The sequence below is a fragment of the Streptomyces sp. McG3 genome (genome assembly GCF_018619185.1).
In the GTDB taxonomy this organism is placed as follows: Bacteria; Actinomycetota; Actinomycetes; order Streptomycetales; family Streptomycetaceae; genus Streptomyces.
Genome location: NZ_JAAXYC010000170.1, coordinates 1 through 16,459 on the forward strand (window position 1 = coordinate 1; position 16,459 = coordinate 16,459).

General features: G+C 71.5%; 11 protein-coding genes and 1 pseudogene. 4 read left to right on the forward strand and 8 right to left on the reverse strand.

From position 1 onward, the window contains the following. The first annotated feature begins 76 nt into the window (after positions 1-76). On the forward strand, positions 77-904 hold the full coding sequence (locus tag HET64_RS24475) for a hypothetical protein (protein ID WP_215108964.1): 828 nt from the start codon (positions 77-79) through the stop codon (positions 902-904). Positions 905-914: 10 nt separating this feature from the next. Here HET64_RS24475 and HET64_RS24480 read toward each other — a convergent pair whose 3' ends face one another. The 5 genes from HET64_RS24480 to HET64_RS24500 all read right to left on the reverse strand — a co-directional run bounded on the left by HET64_RS24480 (position 915) and on the right by HET64_RS24500 (position 8,054). Beyond that, positions 915-1,100 carry a DUF6104 family protein gene (locus HET64_RS24480; RefSeq protein WP_215108966.1) on the reverse strand — a complete coding sequence of 62 codons (186 nt, stop codon included), beginning with the start codon at positions 1,098-1,100 and terminating at the stop codon, positions 915-917. Between the two features lie 134 nt (positions 1,101-1,234). Continuing rightward, positions 1,235-5,041 carry a multifunctional oxoglutarate decarboxylase/oxoglutarate dehydrogenase thiamine pyrophosphate-binding subunit/dihydrolipoyllysine-residue succinyltransferase subunit gene (locus tag HET64_RS24485; RefSeq protein WP_215108968.1) on the reverse strand — a complete coding sequence of 1,269 codons (3,807 nt, stop codon included), beginning with the start codon at positions 5,039-5,041 and terminating at the stop codon, positions 1,235-1,237. A 282-nt stretch (positions 5,042-5,323) separates the two neighbouring features. Then, positions 5,324-6,400 (reverse strand): HAMP domain-containing sensor histidine kinase, encoded by a 1,077-nt coding sequence (locus HET64_RS24490; RefSeq protein WP_215108970.1) that lies wholly within the window; start codon positions 6,398-6,400, stop codon positions 5,324-5,326. Continuing rightward, positions 6,397-7,134 carry a response regulator transcription factor gene (locus HET64_RS24495; protein ID WP_003966317.1) on the reverse strand — a complete coding sequence of 246 codons (738 nt, stop codon included), beginning with the start codon at positions 7,132-7,134 and terminating at the stop codon, positions 6,397-6,399. The genes HET64_RS24490 and HET64_RS24495 overlap by 4 nt, the downstream gene beginning before the upstream one ends. A 236-nt stretch (positions 7,135-7,370) precedes the next feature. Further along, positions 7,371-8,054: a spermidine synthase gene (locus tag HET64_RS24500; RefSeq protein ID WP_374105572.1), complete on the reverse strand. Its 684-nt coding sequence runs from the start codon at positions 8,052-8,054 to the stop codon at positions 7,371-7,373. A gap of 272 nt (positions 8,055-8,326) precedes the next feature. Here HET64_RS24500 and lon point away from each other — a divergent pair, with 272 nt between their 5' ends. Continuing rightward, the gene (gene lon / locus HET64_RS24505) at positions 8,327-10,744 is read left to right on the forward strand and encodes an endopeptidase La (protein WP_215108972.1); all 2,418 of its coding nucleotides are present in this window, start codon (positions 8,327-8,329) and stop codon (positions 10,742-10,744) included. 102 nt (positions 10,745-10,846) lie between these two features. Here the strand turns inward: lon and HET64_RS24510 are convergent, their stop codons facing one another. Beyond that, on the reverse strand, positions 10,847-11,599 hold the full coding sequence (locus HET64_RS24510; protein WP_215108978.1) for a polysaccharide deacetylase family protein: 753 nt from the start codon (positions 11,597-11,599) through the stop codon (positions 10,847-10,849). A gap of 176 nt (positions 11,600-11,775) precedes the next feature. Further along, positions 11,776-11,914 (reverse strand): annotated as a pseudogene (locus HET64_RS39235) (lysozyme); the annotation flags it as partial. A gap of 169 nt (positions 11,915-12,083) precedes the next feature. Between HET64_RS39235 and HET64_RS24515 the strand changes: the two are divergent. Continuing rightward, positions 12,084-12,566, forward strand: coding sequence for a MarR family winged helix-turn-helix transcriptional regulator (locus tag HET64_RS24515; protein ID WP_215108974.1), 483 nt, complete (start codon positions 12,084-12,086; stop codon positions 12,564-12,566). 21 nt (positions 12,567-12,587) lie between these two features. Here the strand turns inward: HET64_RS24515 and HET64_RS24520 are convergent, their stop codons facing one another. Next, a complete protein-coding gene (locus HET64_RS24520) occupies positions 12,588-13,382 on the reverse strand; it encodes a protein phosphatase 2C domain-containing protein (protein WP_215108980.1) in 795 nt (264 codons plus the stop codon). A gap of 363 nt (positions 13,383-13,745) precedes the next feature. Here HET64_RS24520 and HET64_RS24525 point away from each other — a divergent pair. Then, on the forward strand, positions 13,746-16,459 hold a 2,714-nt coding region (locus HET64_RS24525; protein ID WP_215108981.1), incomplete at its 3' end, for a nitrate- and nitrite sensing domain-containing protein.

Below are 16,459 nucleotides of genomic sequence, written 5' to 3' on the forward strand. Positions count from 1 at the left end.
GATCAGGGGGAGTCGACGGGGAGGGGGATGAGCATAAAAGGATCAGAAGCGGGCGAATTGCCCTAGCGTGTGAGCCATGAACGCGACATCCACCGGGGCCCTCCTGCTGTGCCGGGCCGACCCCGAGACCGTACGGCCGCTCGCCCACCTGCTGCGCGAGCAGATGCTGCTGGCCCGCGCGGGCGAGGAGTGGAGCGTGCTCGTGCCGGAGGGCAAACCCTGGAACGGGGGCACCGCGCAGGACCCCGAGCCGGTGGACCGGGTCCTCGGCGGCTGGGCCACCGCGCTCGCGGTCGGCTCCACCTGGCCGGTGCTCGCCCTGTGGTGGGACGCCGACCGGGCCGGATTCACGCTCGCCGCCGGATTCCGCCGTCCCGTGGGCTACATCTGGCTGACCGACGGCACCCCGGTGGGCGAGGACGAGGCCATGCGCACCTTCGCGGTCCGGCTCGGCCTCGACCCGGTGCTGGACGTACAGGCGCTGGAGGAGCTGACCCGCCCCGATCCGGACGCCGACGCGGATGCCCGGCTGCGGGGACTGCTCGCCGTTCTCACCCGCACCGGGCTGACCCTGCCCGCCGGGCTGTCACCGGGCGAGAGCGCGGACCGGCTGCGCGGCGTCGCGGCGGTGCAGCGCGGGGTGGAACGCGTCGAGTGGGCCGGCTGGCGCGATGCCGTACGCGTCGAACTGGACGCGGTCGAGAGCAGCAGGATCGGCCCGTGGGTACGGGGCCCGCGCGCCCGTGCCGTCGCCGCCGTCCAGCTCACGGCCGGGCTCCCGCTCCTGCTGTGGGGCGCCCGTCGCCGCAGTGGCGGCTGGGCGGCGGCCGGGGCGGTGCTGCTGGCACAGGGCGCGCTGGGGCTCGCTTACGAGCGGGCCAGAGCGGCCGCGGAAGCCTCCTAGAACGTGAGGGTCACCCGTCCTCGTCGTCCTCGTCGTCCAGCCGGGCCAGCCAGGTGGCGAGGCGCTCGACCGGCACCTCGAAGTCGGGGTTGAGATCGACGAACGTCCGCAGCTGCTCGGCGAGCCACTCGAAGGTGACCTCCTCCTCGCCGCGCCGCTTCTCCAGTTCCTCGATGCCACGGTCCGTGAAGTACATGCGCACAGGATATCGAGGCGCGGACGCCCTCCGGAACGCCGGATACGCCGGATACGCCAGGGACCCGGCCCCGCGACGAGCGCGGAACCGGGTCCCTGTGGCGTACGAACAGCTCGTACGGCTGCTGCGTGGTCCTAGGCCTCGAAGACCTCGTTGACCAGCTGCGTCTGCTCCGCCTGGTGACGCTTGGCCGAGCCGACCGCCGGGGACGAGCCGTGCGGCCGCGAGATGCGGCGCAGGCGCTCGCCGTGCGGCACGTCCGAGCCGACCGCGAGGTCCAGGTGGTCGATCAGGTTGAGCGCGATGAACGGCCACGCACCCTGGTTCGCCGGCTCCTCCTGGGCCCACAGGTACTTCTCGGCGTTCGGGTACTTCGCGATCTCGGCCTGGATCTCCGCACCCGGCAGCGGGTACAGGCGTTCCAGCCGGATGATCGCCGTCTCCGTGTCGCCGCGCTTCTCCCGCTCGGCGTCCAGGTCGTAGTAGAGCTTGCCCGAGCAGAAGACGACCTTGCGGACGTTCTCGGGCTTGACCGACGCGTCGCCGATCACCGGGCGGAAGCTGCCGGTGGTGAACTCCTCGATGGACGAGGCCGCGGCCTTCAGACGCAGCATCGACTTCGGCGTGAAGACGATCAGCGGCTTGTGGTGCGGGTTGTGCACCTGCCAGCGCAGCAGGTGGAAGTAGTTCGACGGGAGGGTCGGCATCGCGACCGTCATGTTGTCCTGCGCGCACATCTGGAGGAAGCGCTCGGGGCGGGCGGAGCTGTGGTCCGGGCCCTGGCCCTCGTGGCCGTGCGGCAGCAGCAGGGTGACGCCGGAGGTCTGGCCCCACTTCTGCTCGGCCGAGGAGATGAACTCGTCCACGACGGTCTGCGCGCCGTTGACGAAGTCACCGAACTGGGCCTCCCAGATGACCAGCGACTCCGGACGGGCCAGCGAGTAGCCGTACTCGAAGCCCATCGCCGCGTACTCCGAGAGCAGCGAGTCGTAGACGTTGTACCGGGCCTGGTCGTCGGCCAGGTACAGCAGCGGGGTGTAGTCCTCGCCGGTGACCTGGTCGACCAGGACCGCGTGGCGCTGGCCGAACGTGCCGCGGCGGGTGTCCTGGCCGGCGAGCCGGACGGGGGTGCCCTCCATCAGCAGCGAACCGATGGCCAGCGTCTCGCCCATGCCCCAGTCGATCGTGGCGTTGTCCACCGAGGCCGCGCGGCGCTGCATCTGCGGCATCAGGCGGGGGTGGACGGTGATCGAGTCGGGGATGTTGACCTGCGACTCGGCGATCCGCTTGACGACCTCGGCGGAGACCGCCGTCTCCACGGTCACCGGGAACGCGGCCTGCGGCTCCGGGATGTGCGGGGCGGCCGGCTGCGAGGTGGCCTCGCGGACCTCGGCGAACACCTTCTCCAGCTGACCCTGGAAGTCCTGGAGCGCCTGCTCCGCCTCTTCCAGCGTGATGTCGCCGCGACCGATGAGGGACTCGGTGTACAGCTTGCGCACCGAGCGCTTCTTGTCGATCAGGGTGTACATCTGCGGGTTGGTGAACTCCGGGTTGTCGCCCTCGTTGTGACCGCGGCGGCGGTAGCAGATGAGGTCGATCACGACGTCCTTGTTGAACGCCTGCCGGAACTCGAAGGCGAGCCGCGCGACGCGGACCACGGCCTCCGGGTCGTCGCCGTTGACGTGGATGATCGGCGCCTCGATCATGCGCGCCACGTCGGTGGCGTACATCGAGGAGCGCGAGGACTCCGGGGCGGCGGTGAAGCCGACCTGGTTGTTGATCACCACGTGCACGGTGCCGCCGGTGCGGTAGCCGCGCAGCTGCGACATGTTGAGCGTCTCGGCGACGACGCCCTGGCCCGCGAAGGCCGCGTCGCCGTGGAGCGCGACGGGCAGGACCGTGAAGTCCGTGCCGCCCTTGTTGATGATGTCCTGCTTGGCGCGGGCGATGCCCTCCAGGACCGGGTCGACCGCCTCCAGGTGCGAGGGGTTGGCGGCCAGCGAGACCTTGATCTGCTCGCCGTCCAGACCGGTGAAGGTGCCCTCGGCGCCCAGGTGGTACTTGACGTCGCCGGAGCCGTGCATCGAGCGCGGGTCGAGGTTGCCCTCGAACTCGCGGAAGATCTGCGCGTACGACTTGCCGACGATGTTCGCCAGCACGTTCAGCCGGCCGCGGTGGGCCATGCCGATGACGACCTCGTCGAGGCGCGCCTCGGCGGCGGAGTCCAGGACCGCGTCGAGCAGCGGGATGACGGACTCCCCGCCCTCCAGCGAGAACCGCTTCTGGCCGACGTACTTCGTCTGCAGGAACGTCTCGAACGCCTCGGCCGCGTTCAGCCGGCGCAGGATGCGCAGCTGCTCCTCGCGCTCGGGCTTCGGGCGCGGGCGCTCGACCCGGTCCTGGAGCCACTTGCGCTGCTTCGGGTCCTGGATGTGCATGAACTCGATGCCGGTCGTGCGGCAGTACGACTCACGCAGCACGCCGAGGATGTCGCGGAGCTTCATCATCGTCTTGCCGGCGAACCCGCCGACCGCGAAGTCCCGCTCCAGGTCCCACAGGGTGAGGCCGTGCTCGGTGATGTCCAGGTCGGGGTGCTTGCGCTGGTGGTACTCCAGCGGGTCGGTGTCGGCCATGACGTGGCCGCGGACCCGGTAGGAGTGGATCAGCTCGAAGACCCGCGCGGCCTTGGTGACGTCGTCGTCGTGCGAGGCGTCGATGTCCTTGAGCCAGCGGACCGGCTCGTAGGGGATCCGCAGCGCCTTGAAGATCTCGTCGTAGAACTCGTTCTCGCCGAGCAGCAGCTGGGACAGCACCCGCAGGAACTCGCCGGAGGCGGCGCCCTGGATGACCCGGTGGTCGTAGGTCGAGGTCAGCGTCATGACCTTCGAGATACCGAGCTTGTTCAGGGTGTCCTGCGACGTGCCCTGGAACTCCGCCGGGTAGTCCATCGCGCCGACGCCCATGATGAGGCCCTGACCGGGCATCAGACGGGGCACCGAGTGGACGGTGCCGATGCCGCCGGGGTTGGTCAGCGAGGCGGTGACGCCGGAGAAGTCGTCCATGCCGAGCTTGCCGATGCGGGCCCGCCGGACGATGTCCTCGTACGCCTGCCAGAACTCGAAGAAGTTGAGCGTCTCGGCCTTCTTGATGGCCGCGACGACCAGCTGGCGGTCGCCGTTCGGCTTCACCAGGTCGATGGCCAGACCCAGGTTGATGTGCTCCGGCTTGACCAGGGTCGGCTTGCCGTCCTTCGTGGCGAAGGAGTAGTTCATCGACGGCATGGCCTTGAGGGCCTGCACCATCGCGTACCCGATGAGGTGCGTGAAGGAGATCTTCCCGCCGCGGGCGCGCTTGAGGTGGTTGTTGATGACGATGCGGTTGTCGAAGAGCAGCTTCACCGGGACCGCGCGGACGGATGTGGCCGTCGGCAGCTCCAGCGAGGCGTTCATGTTCTTCGCGACGGCGGCCGAGGGGCCGCGCAGCGTCACGTACTCCGGGCCGGCCGGGGCCTCGGTGGAATCGTCCGCCTTGGCCTTGGCGGGCGCGGCGGCCGGCTTCGCCGCCGCGGGCTTCGCCGGGGCCGGGGCCGGGGCCGGGGCGGCCTTGGCCGGGGCCGGCTGCGCGGGAGCCGCCGGAGCGGCTGCGGGCGCGGCCTTCGCCGGAGCCGGAGCGGCCGCCGGGGCGGGCGCGGCCGGGGCGGCGGGCGCCTCGGTCACCGGTGCGACGCCGGGAACGGGCTTGTCCGCCGTGCCGGAGGCACCCGGCTTGTAGTCGGCGAAGAAGTCCCACCAGGCGCGATCGACCGAACTGGGATCCTGGAGGTACTGCTGGTAGATCTCGTCGACGAGCCATTCATTGGCGCCGAACGCGGCGGCCGGGTTCGTACCCGGGCCGGCTTGATCGGTCGAGATGCTCGAGTTACTGGGGGACTGAGACGACACGGCGGCAACCGCCCTCTTCCGCTTCACAAGGTGATGGACAGCGGAAATCAAGGCTACGCCCCCCGAACCGTTCCTTGCAGGCCGGGCCGGTGCTTCGTCGTGCACATCACATCGGAAGGCGGGTTTCGGCGCAGGAAATGGCGGGAAACAAGCGAGGTTCCACTGCACTTCGGGTACGCGGGACCGAGGATACGGCCATCCGACCGCGTCCCCTTGAGGCCCCTTGTTGGCAGGACACGGGTGAACGTGCCCTTCCGGTTCGACCCTATGTCAACCGCGCCGTCAACCGCGCGGCTCGGGGATTCCGGGGAGCGTGACCTGGATGCGGCAGCCCTTCGCGGATTCGGCCACCCCGATCCGGCCGCCGTGCAGATCGACCGCCCAACGGGCGATGGCCAGCCCCAGCCCCGTACCGCCGTCGCTCCCCGGACCGTGCGGGGAGGGCGCCTTGCCCCGGTTGAAGCGCTCGAACACCCGGTGGCGCTCCGCCTCCGGGATGCCGGGCCCCTCGTCGACGACCTCCAGCTCCAGCGACTCGGGACGGTCCCCGCGCCGCGCGAGCACCGTCACCCGGCCGTGCGGCGGGCTGTGCTTGACCGCGTTGTCGATGAGGTTGGCGACCACCTGGTGCAGCCGCTCCGCGTCCGCGTGCGCGGTGAGATCCGGCGGCGAGACGTCCAGATGCAGGTGGACGTCCGTACGGGAGTGATTGCCCGAACCCGATGACAGGCGGCGGTGGGAGGCGGCGAGGTTGGCCTCTTTCAGTACGCCCGACAGATAGGGCCAGACCTCGAAACGGCGGGCCTTGAGTGCCACCACCCCGTTGTCCAGCCGCGACAGGTCCAGCAGCGTCTCGACCAGCCGGCCGAGCCGCTCCGTCTGCTTCAGCGCCGTGCGCATCGTCTCCGGATCGGCGGCGGACACCCCGTCCACCACGTTCTCCAGCACGGCTCTCAGCGCCGCGATGGGGGTGCGCAGCTCATGGCTGACGTTGGCGACCAGCTCTTTTCGATGGAGGTCCTCCGCCTCCAGGTCGTCCGCCATGCGGTTGATCGTCTGCGCCAGGTCCCCCAGCTCGTCCCGCCGCCCGGCGCCGCTCACCCGGCGGGTGTAGTCGCCGTGCGAGATGGACCGGGCCACCGCTCTCATCTCGTCCAGCGGCGCGGTCAGACCGTGCGCCACGAACTGGGTGATCAGCAGCGTGGCGATCACCGAGAACACCGTGATGAAGCGGAACTCCGTACGGGTCCGCAACGCGACGATCAGCAGCCCCGTGGTGATGAACACCGAGACCACGACGAGCGTGCCGAGCTTGGCCTTGATCGAGAAGGGCCGCAGTCCGGACCCTGGCCGGGTCATGGCGCGGGAGTCTCCAGGGCGTAGCCCACGCCGTGCACGGTACGGATCCGCTCCGCGCCGATCTTCCGGCGCAGCGCCTTGATGTGGCTGTCGACCGTGCGCGTGCCCGAGGCGTCCGCCCAGTCCCACACCTCCGCCAGCAACTGCTCCCGGGACAGCACCGCGCGCGGGGTGTTGGCGAGGCAGACCAGCAGGTCGAACTCGGTCGGCGTGAGGTGGACGTCCTCGGCGCGGACCCGCACCCGGCGCTGCGCGTGGTCGATCTCCAGCTCACCCAGACGCAGTATTCCGCTCCGCGGGGTGACGGCGGCCAGCGCGGCCCGCTCCACCCGGCGCAGCAGCACGTGCACCCGGGCGGCCAGCTCCCGCATGGAGAACGGCTTGGTCATGTAGTCGTCGGCGCCGACCCCGAGCCCGACCAGCATGTCGGTCTCGTCGTCGCGCGCGGTCAGCATCATCACCGGTACCGGCCGCTGCGCCTGGACGCGGCGGCAGACCTCCAGGCCGTCGAAGCCGGGAAGCATGATGTCCAGCACCATCAGGTCGGGCTGCCAGGCCTCGGCCGCGTCCACGGCCGCGGGGCCGTCCAGCGCGGTCTGGACCAGGAAGCCCTCCGCCCGCAGCCGGGCGGAAATGGCGTCGACGATCGTGGGGTCGTCCTCGACCACCAGCACCCGGCGCTGAGCCCCCGGGGTGGCCGCGACGCCGTTGTGGGTGGTGTGTGTCTGTTCCATCGCCCCGCCCCTGCCCGTTCTCGCGGGAGCCATTCCCCCGGAGGCACGGTCTTTTCGCTGGTGGATTTCGGTGGGTGATCCCGTGTACCGGTCAGCAGCGTAAAGGCAGCGGACGGCTCCCGGCTACGCAGGGTGTTGCCCCGGACGTGCGAGTTCACGCCGACCGGGCGGCCGGATCGTCGGCCTTGTGCCGGTTGACCCGTGCCACCGACGGTCCGCGCATACCGGGAGGGGGTTCAGATCGCCCGGAGTGCGAGATGGACCACGTCGGGCACACCCCGGGCAACGGCCACCTCTTCCGTACCAACCCTGCTGAACCCGGCATTCCGCAACGCCTGTTCGAAGGCCGGCGACGGCTGCGCGGACCAGACGGCGAGCACTCCGCCCGGGGTCAGCCGGTCGTGGCAGTGCGCCAGGCCGGCGGGGGAGTAGAGGCTTCCGTTGTCCTCCGTGACGGTCCAGTCCGGCCCGTTGTCGATGTCCAGGCACAGCGCGTCGTAACGCTCCGTGGTGGTACGGAGGTGGGCGACGAGATCCGTGTGGAGGATCCCGGTCCGGGGGTCGGCCAGCGCCGGCCCGGAGATCCGGTCCAGTGGCCCGGCCAGGTGCCAGTCCACGATCGCCTGCTCCCGCTCCACGACCACGATCCGGCCCCAGCGCTCCTCCTCGGCGGCCCGCACCAGCGAGAACCCGACGCCCAGGCCGCCGATCAGCACCGAGGGGCCGGTCCGCGCGGCGGGCAGGGCGGCCAGCGCGGCGTCGATCAGCAGCCGCTCGGAGCGCCCGTCGGAGGTGTCCATCAGGAAGCACCCGTTGGCGATGATCTCGAAGTGCTCCCCGCGCTCCCGCAGCACGACTTCGCCGAAGGGCCCCTCGCGGCGGTCGAGGACGACGGGGGTGCCGGCGGAACGTGTCGGCATCGGGTCGGGGGCGGGCATCGCGGGCATCGTGTGGCTCTCCGGTCTCCGGTCGTAGCGGTCGGTGTCCGTCATCCTGTCCCGCGCCCGGGGCGAAGGCCAGCGAGTTCCCCCTTCCGGCGGCGGGGAACAACGGCCTGTCCCGCGGCGCTCCCGTAAGAACGACCCGGGCCGGAAAGCGTCTGATCGCTCAGAGCGAACAAGCGGTGGGGAACATTCGGCGGCTCAGGAGCATTGAGCCCACATAGCTCAACTTGCCTGCCGAAGGGGAGATCATGACTAACGAGTCCGAGGCGTTCACACCGATCGATCTGCCCGTGCTGCCGCTCGACGACGAGGTCGTCCTGCCCGGCATGGTGGTGCCGCTCGACCTGTCCGACACCGAGGTGCGGGCCGCCGTCGAGGCCGCGCAGGCCGCCGCCGGTCCCGGCGGCGGCAAGCCCCAGGTGCTGCTGGTCCCGCGGATCGACGGGACGTACACGGGGACCGGTGTCCTCGGCACCGTCGAGCAGGTCGGACGCCTGTCGGACGGCGACCCGGGCGCACTCATCCGGGCCCGTGACCGGGTCCGCATCGGCGCCGGGACCAGTGGCCCCGGCCGGGCGCTCTGGGTCGAGGGGACCGTGCTCGACACCGTCGCCCCCGACCCCCTGCCCGGATCCGCCGCCGAGCTGGTCAAGGAGTACAAGGCGCTCGCCACCAGCTGGCTGAAGAAGCGCGGCGCCTGGCAGGTCGTGGACCGGGTCCAGCAGATCGACGACCTCTCCGCGCTCGCCGACAACTCCGGATACTCGCCGTTCCTCACCACTGCCCAGAAGGTCCGGCTCCTGGAGACCGTGGACCCGATCGCCCGGTTGAAGCTCGCCATCCAGTGGCTGAGCGAGCACCTCGCCGAGCAGGACGTGGCCGAATCCATCGCCAAGGACGTCCAGGACGGCGTCGACAAGCAGCAGCGCGAATTCCTGCTGCGCCGCCAGCTGGACGCCGTGCGCAAGGAACTCTCCGAGCTCAACGGCGACCCGGAGGACGAGTCCGACGACTACCGGACCCGTGTCGAGGCCGCCGACCTCCCCGAGCACGTCCGCGAGGCCGCCCTCAAGGAGGTCGAGAAGCTGGAGCGGTCCAGCGACCAGTCGCCCGAGGGCTCCTGGATCCGCACCTGGCTGGATACCGTCCTCGAACTGCCCTGGACCGAGCGGACCGAGGACGCCTACGACATCCGAGGCGCCCAGGAGATCCTGGACGCCGAGCACGCCGGCCTCGCCGACGTGAAGGAACGCATCACCGAGTACCTCGCGGTGCGCAAGCGCCGGGCCGACCGGGGTCTTGGCGTGGTGGGCGGCCGCCGCGGCGGCGCGGTCCTGGCCCTCGTCGGCCCGCCCGGCGTCGGCAAGACCTCCCTCGGCGAGTCCGTCGCGCACGCCATGGGCCGTAAGTTCGTCCGCGTCGCGCTCGGCGGTGTCCGGGACGAGGCGGAGATCCGCGGCCACCGGCGTACGTACGTGGGCGCGCTCCCCGGCCGCATCGTGCGGGCCATCAAGGAGGCCGGTTCGATGAACCCGGTCGTCCTGCTCGACGAGATCGACAAGGTCGGCTCCGACTTCCGGGGCGATCCGGCCGCCGCGCTCCTCGAAGTCCTCGACCCGGCCCAGAACCACACCTTCCGCGACCACTACCTGGAGGTCGAGCTCGACCTCAGCGACGTGGTCTTCCTCGCCACCGCCAACGTGCTCGACGCCATCCCGGAGGCCCTGCTCGACCGTATGGAGCTGGTCCGCCTCGACGGCTACACCGAGGACGAGAAGGTCGTCATCGCCCGGGACCACCTGCTCCCGCGCCAGCTGGAGCGGGCCGGCCTGGAGAAGGACGAGGTCGCCCTGGAGGAGTCGGCGCTGCGCAAACTGGCCGGCGAGTACACCCGCGAGGCGGGCGTACGGAATCTGGAGCGGGCGGTGGCCCGGCTGCTCCGCAAGGTCGCGGCCCAGCACGAACTGGGCGACCGCGAGCTGCCGTTCGCGGTGACCGACGCGGATCTGCGCGGCCTCATCGGGCGTCCGCACCACGTGCCCGAGTCCGCGCAGGACCCGGCCGAGCGCCGCACCGCGGTGCCGGGCGTGGCCACCGGGCTGGCGGTGACCGGGGCGGGCGGTGACGTCCTCTTCGTCGAGGCGTCGCTCGCCGACCCGGAGACCGGGGCGTCCGGACTGACCCTGACCGGTCAGCTCGGGGACGTCATGAAGGAGTCGGCGCAGATCGCGCTGAGCTTCCTGCGGTCGCACGGTGCGGAGCTGGAGCTGCCGGTCGCCGACCTCAAGGACCGGGGTGTGCACATCCACTTCCCGGCGGGCGGCATCCCCAAGGACGGCCCGAGCGCGGGCATCACCCTGACGACCGCGCTGGCCTCGCTGCTCTCCGGACGCCTCGTCCGTACGGATGTGGCGATGACCGGTGAGGTGTCGCTGACCGGGCGGGTGCTGCCGATCGGCGGCCTGAAGCAGAAGCTGCTGGCCGCCCACCGCGCGGGCATCACCACCGTGGTGATCCCCCAGCGCAACGAGGCCGACCTGGACGACGTCCCGGCCGAGGTGCTGGAGAAGCTGGACGTCCACCCGGTCACCGACGTCCGCCAGGTGCTGGAGATCGCCCTCGCCCCGGCCTCGGCCCGGGTGGACAGGATCCCGGCCGCGGCCTGACCGCCACGCAGTGACGGGCGCGACGGCAGGTGCGCGACCGGTACGGACGGCCCGCTTCCCGAGTCAACGGGGGCGGGCCGTTCCGCGTGCCGTACGGCCCGGTCAGGGGCGGTAGATCGTGCCCGGCTCCGGCACGGCCGGGGCCATCAGCTCGGGGACGGTCACGAAGGTGTAGCCGTCCTTCTGGAGCGCGTCGATGATCCCGGGCACGGCGGGGACGGTGCCCCGGTAGATGTCGTGGAGCAGGATGATGCCGTCCTTGCTCGCCTGGTCCAGGATCCGCTTCTTGATCAGTGCGGAGTCGTTGGTCGAGTAGTCCTTGGCGGTGGCGCTCCACAGGACCTGGGAGAGCCCCAGGTCCTTGCTGATCTCCGAGACCGTGTCGTCGGTGCGGCCCTGCGGCGGGCGCATCAGGCTGGGCTTCTTGCCGGTGACCTTCTCGATGGCCAGCTGCGTCTTCTCCAGCTCGGCGCGTATCGCGTCCGGCTCCTGGTCGGTCAGCACCTTGTGCGTCCAGGTGTGGTTGGCGACCTCGTGGCCCTCGTCCTCGATGCGCCGCACGGTGTCGGGGTGCTTGATGACGTGGTGCTTGCCCAGCAGGAAGAAGGTGGCGTGCACCTTCTTCTCCTTGAGGATGTCCAGCAGCCTCGGGGTGTCCTTGCCCGGACCCGCGTCGAAGGTCAGGGCGATGCACTTGGCCTTGCGGCAGTCCACCGGCCCGAACGACCCCTTGGCGTCGGAGGCCGCCTCCCCCCGTGCCGAGCCCGGTGCCGTGGTGTCCATGGAGCAGCCGCCCAACGTCAGTGTGAGCGCCGTCACCAGCACCGCGGTCAACCCCGTCTTGGACAGCGGCATCTTTCTGGGCACGACACATCACTCCTCTGTGCGGGAAATCCCGCACAGGCGTGCGGTACGCAGAGGACTATACATAGCGTGTATACACGGAGTGAATAGAGGGGGTCGGGCAGCGAGAAGCCCCGGTGACCTGGGGCGCGGTCGCCGCGGCGGTGGGGTGGTCGGTCGGTGCGGGATCAGCCGTCGGCCAGCGCCTGTGCGCGGTCGAGGGCGCCGTTGAAGCGGCCGTGGTCGCTGACTGTCGGGCCGGTCGGGGTTGTACGGCCCCATCGTGTGGAAGCCCCAGCCGGCGGGCGGCTCGCCGACGGTCGTGTGCCCATGTCATGACCCTCTTCGTCGATGACGCCACGCACGTAGGCCCGGGGTGCGGAAGGGGGCCAGGCTGCCGCCGTTGGTCTGCTCCTGCGAAATACTGGCCGAACTGCGGCGTTGACCGGTCGCGGAAGAACTTTCATCGGCAGGAAACCGTACGAGGGGTACTGACGTGCGCGGGAACGACAGCGGGCCGGAGCCGGGCGCGACGGACGGAAGCGGTGTGGACCACGAATTTCTGGCACTGGAGCGGGAGCTGGCCGTGTTCCTGCGCCGGGCGCGCGCCACCTCGGGCGACATGGCCCGGGAGGTCCACCCCGAACTGGAGCCCGCCGCCTACGGCCTGCTCGTCCGCCTGGAGGCGGCGGGCCGCCAGCGGGCCACCGAACTGGCCGCCTACTTCGGCGTCGGCAAGGCCACCATGAGCCGCCAGTTGCACTCCCTGGAGAACCTCGGGCTGGTGGCCCGCGAGCCCGACCCGGCCGACGGGCGCGCCTGGCTCGTCCACCTCACCGACGACGGCCTGGCCCGCTTCCGCAGTGTCCGGGACGCCCGCCGGGGGCGCTACGTGCGCAAGCTGGCCGACTGGGACCGGGCCGAGGTCGCCGAGCTGGCCCGGCTCCTGCACCAGCTGAACGCCCGCGCCGAGAGCTGAGCCGCCCGCCGTCCGCGGTGCTCAGCCCAGCTCCACCAGGAGCGCGGTGGCGTCGTCGTGCGCCTTGCCGCGTCGCAGCCGTACGCGCCCGGCCGCCACGTCGGCGTCCTCCAGCTCCCGCACCCGGTCGATCAGGCCCTGTGGCCCGGCCTTCCGCAGCAGCCCCAGCGCGTCCGTCCAGTCGCCCTCGCCGAACACCTCCGTCCAGCGGGTCGCGCCGTCCGTGAGCGCGGCGAGGGCCCGGACGCCGGCCGCCGGGGTGCTGCCCGTCACCGCGCGCGCGGCCACCGACGGATCGGCGGCGGCGGTGAAGAAGCCGCCCTCCTTGTTGCGCACCGTGGAATCGGCGATCTCGTTCGAGGCGAGCGAACCCGGCGGCAGCCGGTCCAGACGGTCGTCGAGGACCGCCCGGACCGTGCCGTCGGGGGACTCCAGCAACAGGGCCGAGTCGGAGAGCACCAGGTGCTCGATCGCGCGTTCGTCCCAACGCGCCAGAACCACGGTCGTCTGAGGCGTACGCACGTGAGAAAGGTCACAGGTGACGCGATGCGTGTCGGCTGTACGGGAGATGGCCTCGGCCAGGACCTCGGTCAGCGTCAGGTCGGGGCGGGAACCGGACAGTTCCACCAGTGCGCCGCCCAGTCGTGCGGTGAACCACGGGACCGAGTGCACACAACCGTCGTCCCCCGGTGGCGGGGTGACGCCGTCGAGCAGGACCAGCACACCGCCCTGGCCGGACGCGGGAAGGGCCCCGGAGGCCCAGTCCTCGTTGGGGCGTTCGGGGCTGCCGGGCGCGGTGGCGAGTTCGATGCGCATACCGTCAGTCTGCACGAGCCCTTCACCTTCTCCGCACGCGACCGGAAATGGCCTGTACCAGCAGGTCAACGCGGGCGCGCGGGGCGGAAGGGGCGGCTCCGGACCGATGCGGGCGGGCATCCTGCCAAAGGCGGAGCGGAAGTTCCACCCCACGGTCCACGCATGGTCAGGGGCGCACCAGGGGAGACTTGTTCGCCAACTCAAGAGTGCTGTTCACTCCTTCGAGTGGCGGAGCGGTTGATGCGCGCCCCCCTCTCAAAAGCGCTGGAATGGTCGGAAGCCGTACCAGGAGCGGGGCGCCCTTCCATGTGACCGTGCGTCACCTCTGCTTCAAGGGTGGACGAGTCAAGATTGCGAGCACCGGTGCAGAAGAAGCGGCCGCGGAGCAAGGGCACGACGCGCGACGGTTCCGGGGCGACGCCTCCGGCACCCGGCGCGGGCAAGCGGACCGTGCGGGTGCGCAGCCGACTGGTCGCCGGAGTCGCGGTCGTCGGCGTCATCGTCATAGCGGCGGGCGCCCCCGCCGTGCTCGGGGCCTCCGCCGATCTGACCGAGTCCCAGCGGTTGGTCACCCTCGCCGAGCTGAACCAGCAGGCGGTCACTCTCGGGCACTCCCTCGCCGACGAGCGCGACGCCGTCACCGCGTACATCGCCGACGGCCGCGACGAGAAGGATGACGACGGCGCGAAGAACCGCACCGCCCGCACCACCCGCGTCGACCAGCAGATCGACGAGATCCACGAGGCGGCCTCCGCGGCCCTGCGCCGCGACCTCTCGACGGTCCCCTCGCTGCGCCGTGAAGCGCTGACCGGCAAGGGCTCGGCCCTGGAGGCGCACCAGGCGTACTCCGACGTCATCGCCAAGCTGCACGGCATCGCCGCCGAACTGGCGGAGAAGACCCCGCCGCGCGCCGCCGACGCCACCCGGGCCCCGCTGACCCTCGGCGGCGCGGCCGAACAGGCCTCCGCGACCCGCGGACTCCTCCTCGCCGCGCTCGCCCTGCCGAGCTCCGAGCCGACCACGCGGACGGACCCCTTCACCGGGCTCCCCGTGGCGACCCAGGACGAGGGCGACGCCCGGGCCGACCGCGAACGCGACGAGCTGAGCGCCGCCGCCCAGCAGGCCCGCGTCCGGGAGCTGGCCGCGCTGGCCGACTTCGACCAGGCGGCGGACCCGGAGGCCCGCGACAAGCTGTCCGCCACCGTCACCGGTTCCGAGGTCAACAACGCGGAGAAGTACCTCACCCGCCTCACCGACCGCCCCGAGCTGTCGGAGGCGGAGCGCGGGATCAGCCCCAAGAAGCTGGAGGCCGCACTCTCCGCCCGCGTCGACCGGATGCGCAGCGTCGAGTCGGCCCTGACCACCGGCCAGGTCCAGCACCTGGAGGGCCTCCGCGACGACGACGTCACCGCCCTGGAACTGGGCATCGCCCTGCTCGGCGGCTGCTTCCTGCTCGCCGTCGGCGTCTCCACCGCCGTCGCCCGCACCCTCACCCAGCCGCTCGCCGTCCTGCGCATCGGCGCCGCGCGCCTCGCCGAGGACCCCGAGAGCGCCGAGCCGGTGCGCTACACCGGCCGTAACGACGAGTTCGCCCAGGTCGTCCGGTCGATGAACTCCCTGCACGGCGGGCTCACCACGCTCCACCGGGACCTCGGCGGACGCGTCGAGAGCCTCACCGGCGAACGGTCCAAGCTGATCGCGGGCCGCGAGACCCTCGTCACCCAGCGGGCCGAACTCCAGACGCGGGCCACCGAGCTGGCCACCCAGCTGGAGCAGCTGCGGAACACGGTCAACCACACCTTCGTCAACCTCTCCCTGCGCACCCTCGGACTGGTCGAGCGGCAGCTCGGCGTCATCGAAGGCCTGGAGGAGCGCGAGCAGGACCCGGAGCGCCTGGCCACCCTGTTCAAGCTGGACCACATGGCCACGGTCATGCGCCGTCACAGCGAGAACATGCTCGTCCTCGCCGGCGCCGAGCACGGCCACGGCCACGCCGGGCCGATCCCGCTGGTCGACGTGGCGCGCGCGGCCGTCAGCGAGATCGAGCGGTACGAGCGGGTCACCATCCAGTCGCTGCCGCCGCACGCCCAGATCGCCGGGTTCGCCGCCGACGACCTCAGCCACCTCCTCGCCGAACTCCTGGAGAACGCGACCTCCTTCTCGCCGCCCGACTCCCATGTCGAGCTGTCGGGCTGGCTGCTGGAGAGCGGCGAGGTGATGCTCTCCGTGTCGGACGCGGGCATCGGCATGTCGACGGTCCGGATGGGCGAGCTCAATGCCAGGCTGGCCGACCCGGCCTCGTTCGAGCCGGGGGAGCGGCACATCGACATGACCGGGGCCGGACTCGGCCTCCAGGTCACGTCCTTGCTGGCCGCCCGGCACGGTGTGCGGGTCCAGCTGCGCGAGCAGAAGGGGAGTGGTGTGACGGCCGTCGTCGTTCTGCCGAGCGCCCTGCTGCCCAACTCGCTGCCGGCCTCCTCGCCGCCCGCCGTGCAGCTTCCCGGTGACGCGCCCACGCTCAACCTGCCGGGCTCGGTGGCGGAGGCGAACTCCAACGCCCTGCCCAGCCGTTCACCGCTCCCGTCCTCGGCGTCCACGCCCGGTACGCCCGCCGAAGCGGAGCCGTCGTCGGCCACGGCGCCGACCCCGGAGCCCGGGGCGGCGTCGGACCCGGAAGCGGAGAGCACCCCCGAGGCGGTCGCCGAGCCCCTGCCCGCCGTCGACCCGCTGATCGTCGCCGCCGAGCGGACGATCCGCGAGAACGCGGCAGCCGAGGACACGGCGCCCGACGAGGACCCGTCAGCCGACGCCGTACCGTCGCAGGAGCAGGAGCAGGAGCAGGAGCAGGAGCAGGAGCAGGAGCAGGAGCAGGAGCAGGAGCAGGAGCAGGACGCGCGGCAGCCGGTCTCGGAGACCGGGACCGGGACCGAAGCCGGGGGCAGGACCGAAGACGGGTCCGGAGCCGAAGACGGGTCCGGAGCCGACCCGGACTCCGAGATGACCTTGCAGGTCCGCCTCCCGAAGCCTCCCCCGGTCCCCGCCGACCCGGTGGCCCCCGCGGCTCCTGACGTCCCGGC

Excerpts from the sequence above, each read along its gene's own strand:
- HET64_RS24500 (WP_374105572.1), bottom strand. The coding sequence starts at position 8,054 with ATGCCGACACGTTCCGCCGGCACCCCCGTCGTCCTCGACCGCCGCGAG.
- HET64_RS24475 (WP_215108964.1), top strand. The coding sequence starts at position 77 with ATGAACGCGACATCCACCGGGGCCCTCCTGCTGTGCCGGGCCGACCCC.
- HET64_RS24510 (WP_215108978.1), bottom strand. The coding sequence starts at position 11,599 with ATGCCGCTGTCCAAGACGGGGTTGACCGCGGTGCTGGTGACGGCGCTC.
- HET64_RS24495 (WP_003966317.1), bottom strand. The coding sequence starts at position 7,134 with ATGGAACAGACACACACCACCCACAACGGCGTCGCGGCCACCCCGGGG.
- HET64_RS24490 (WP_215108970.1), bottom strand. The coding sequence starts at position 6,400 with ATGACCCGGCCAGGGTCCGGACTGCGGCCCTTCTCGATCAAGGCCAAG.
- HET64_RS24520 (WP_215108980.1), bottom strand. The coding sequence starts at position 13,382 with ATGCGCATCGAACTCGCCACCGCGCCCGGCAGCCCCGAACGCCCCAAC.
- lon (WP_215108972.1), top strand. The coding sequence starts at position 8,327 with ATGACTAACGAGTCCGAGGCGTTCACACCGATCGATCTGCCCGTGCTG.
- HET64_RS24480 (WP_215108966.1), bottom strand. The coding sequence starts at position 1,100 with ATGTACTTCACGGACCGTGGCATCGAGGAACTGGAGAAGCGGCGCGGC.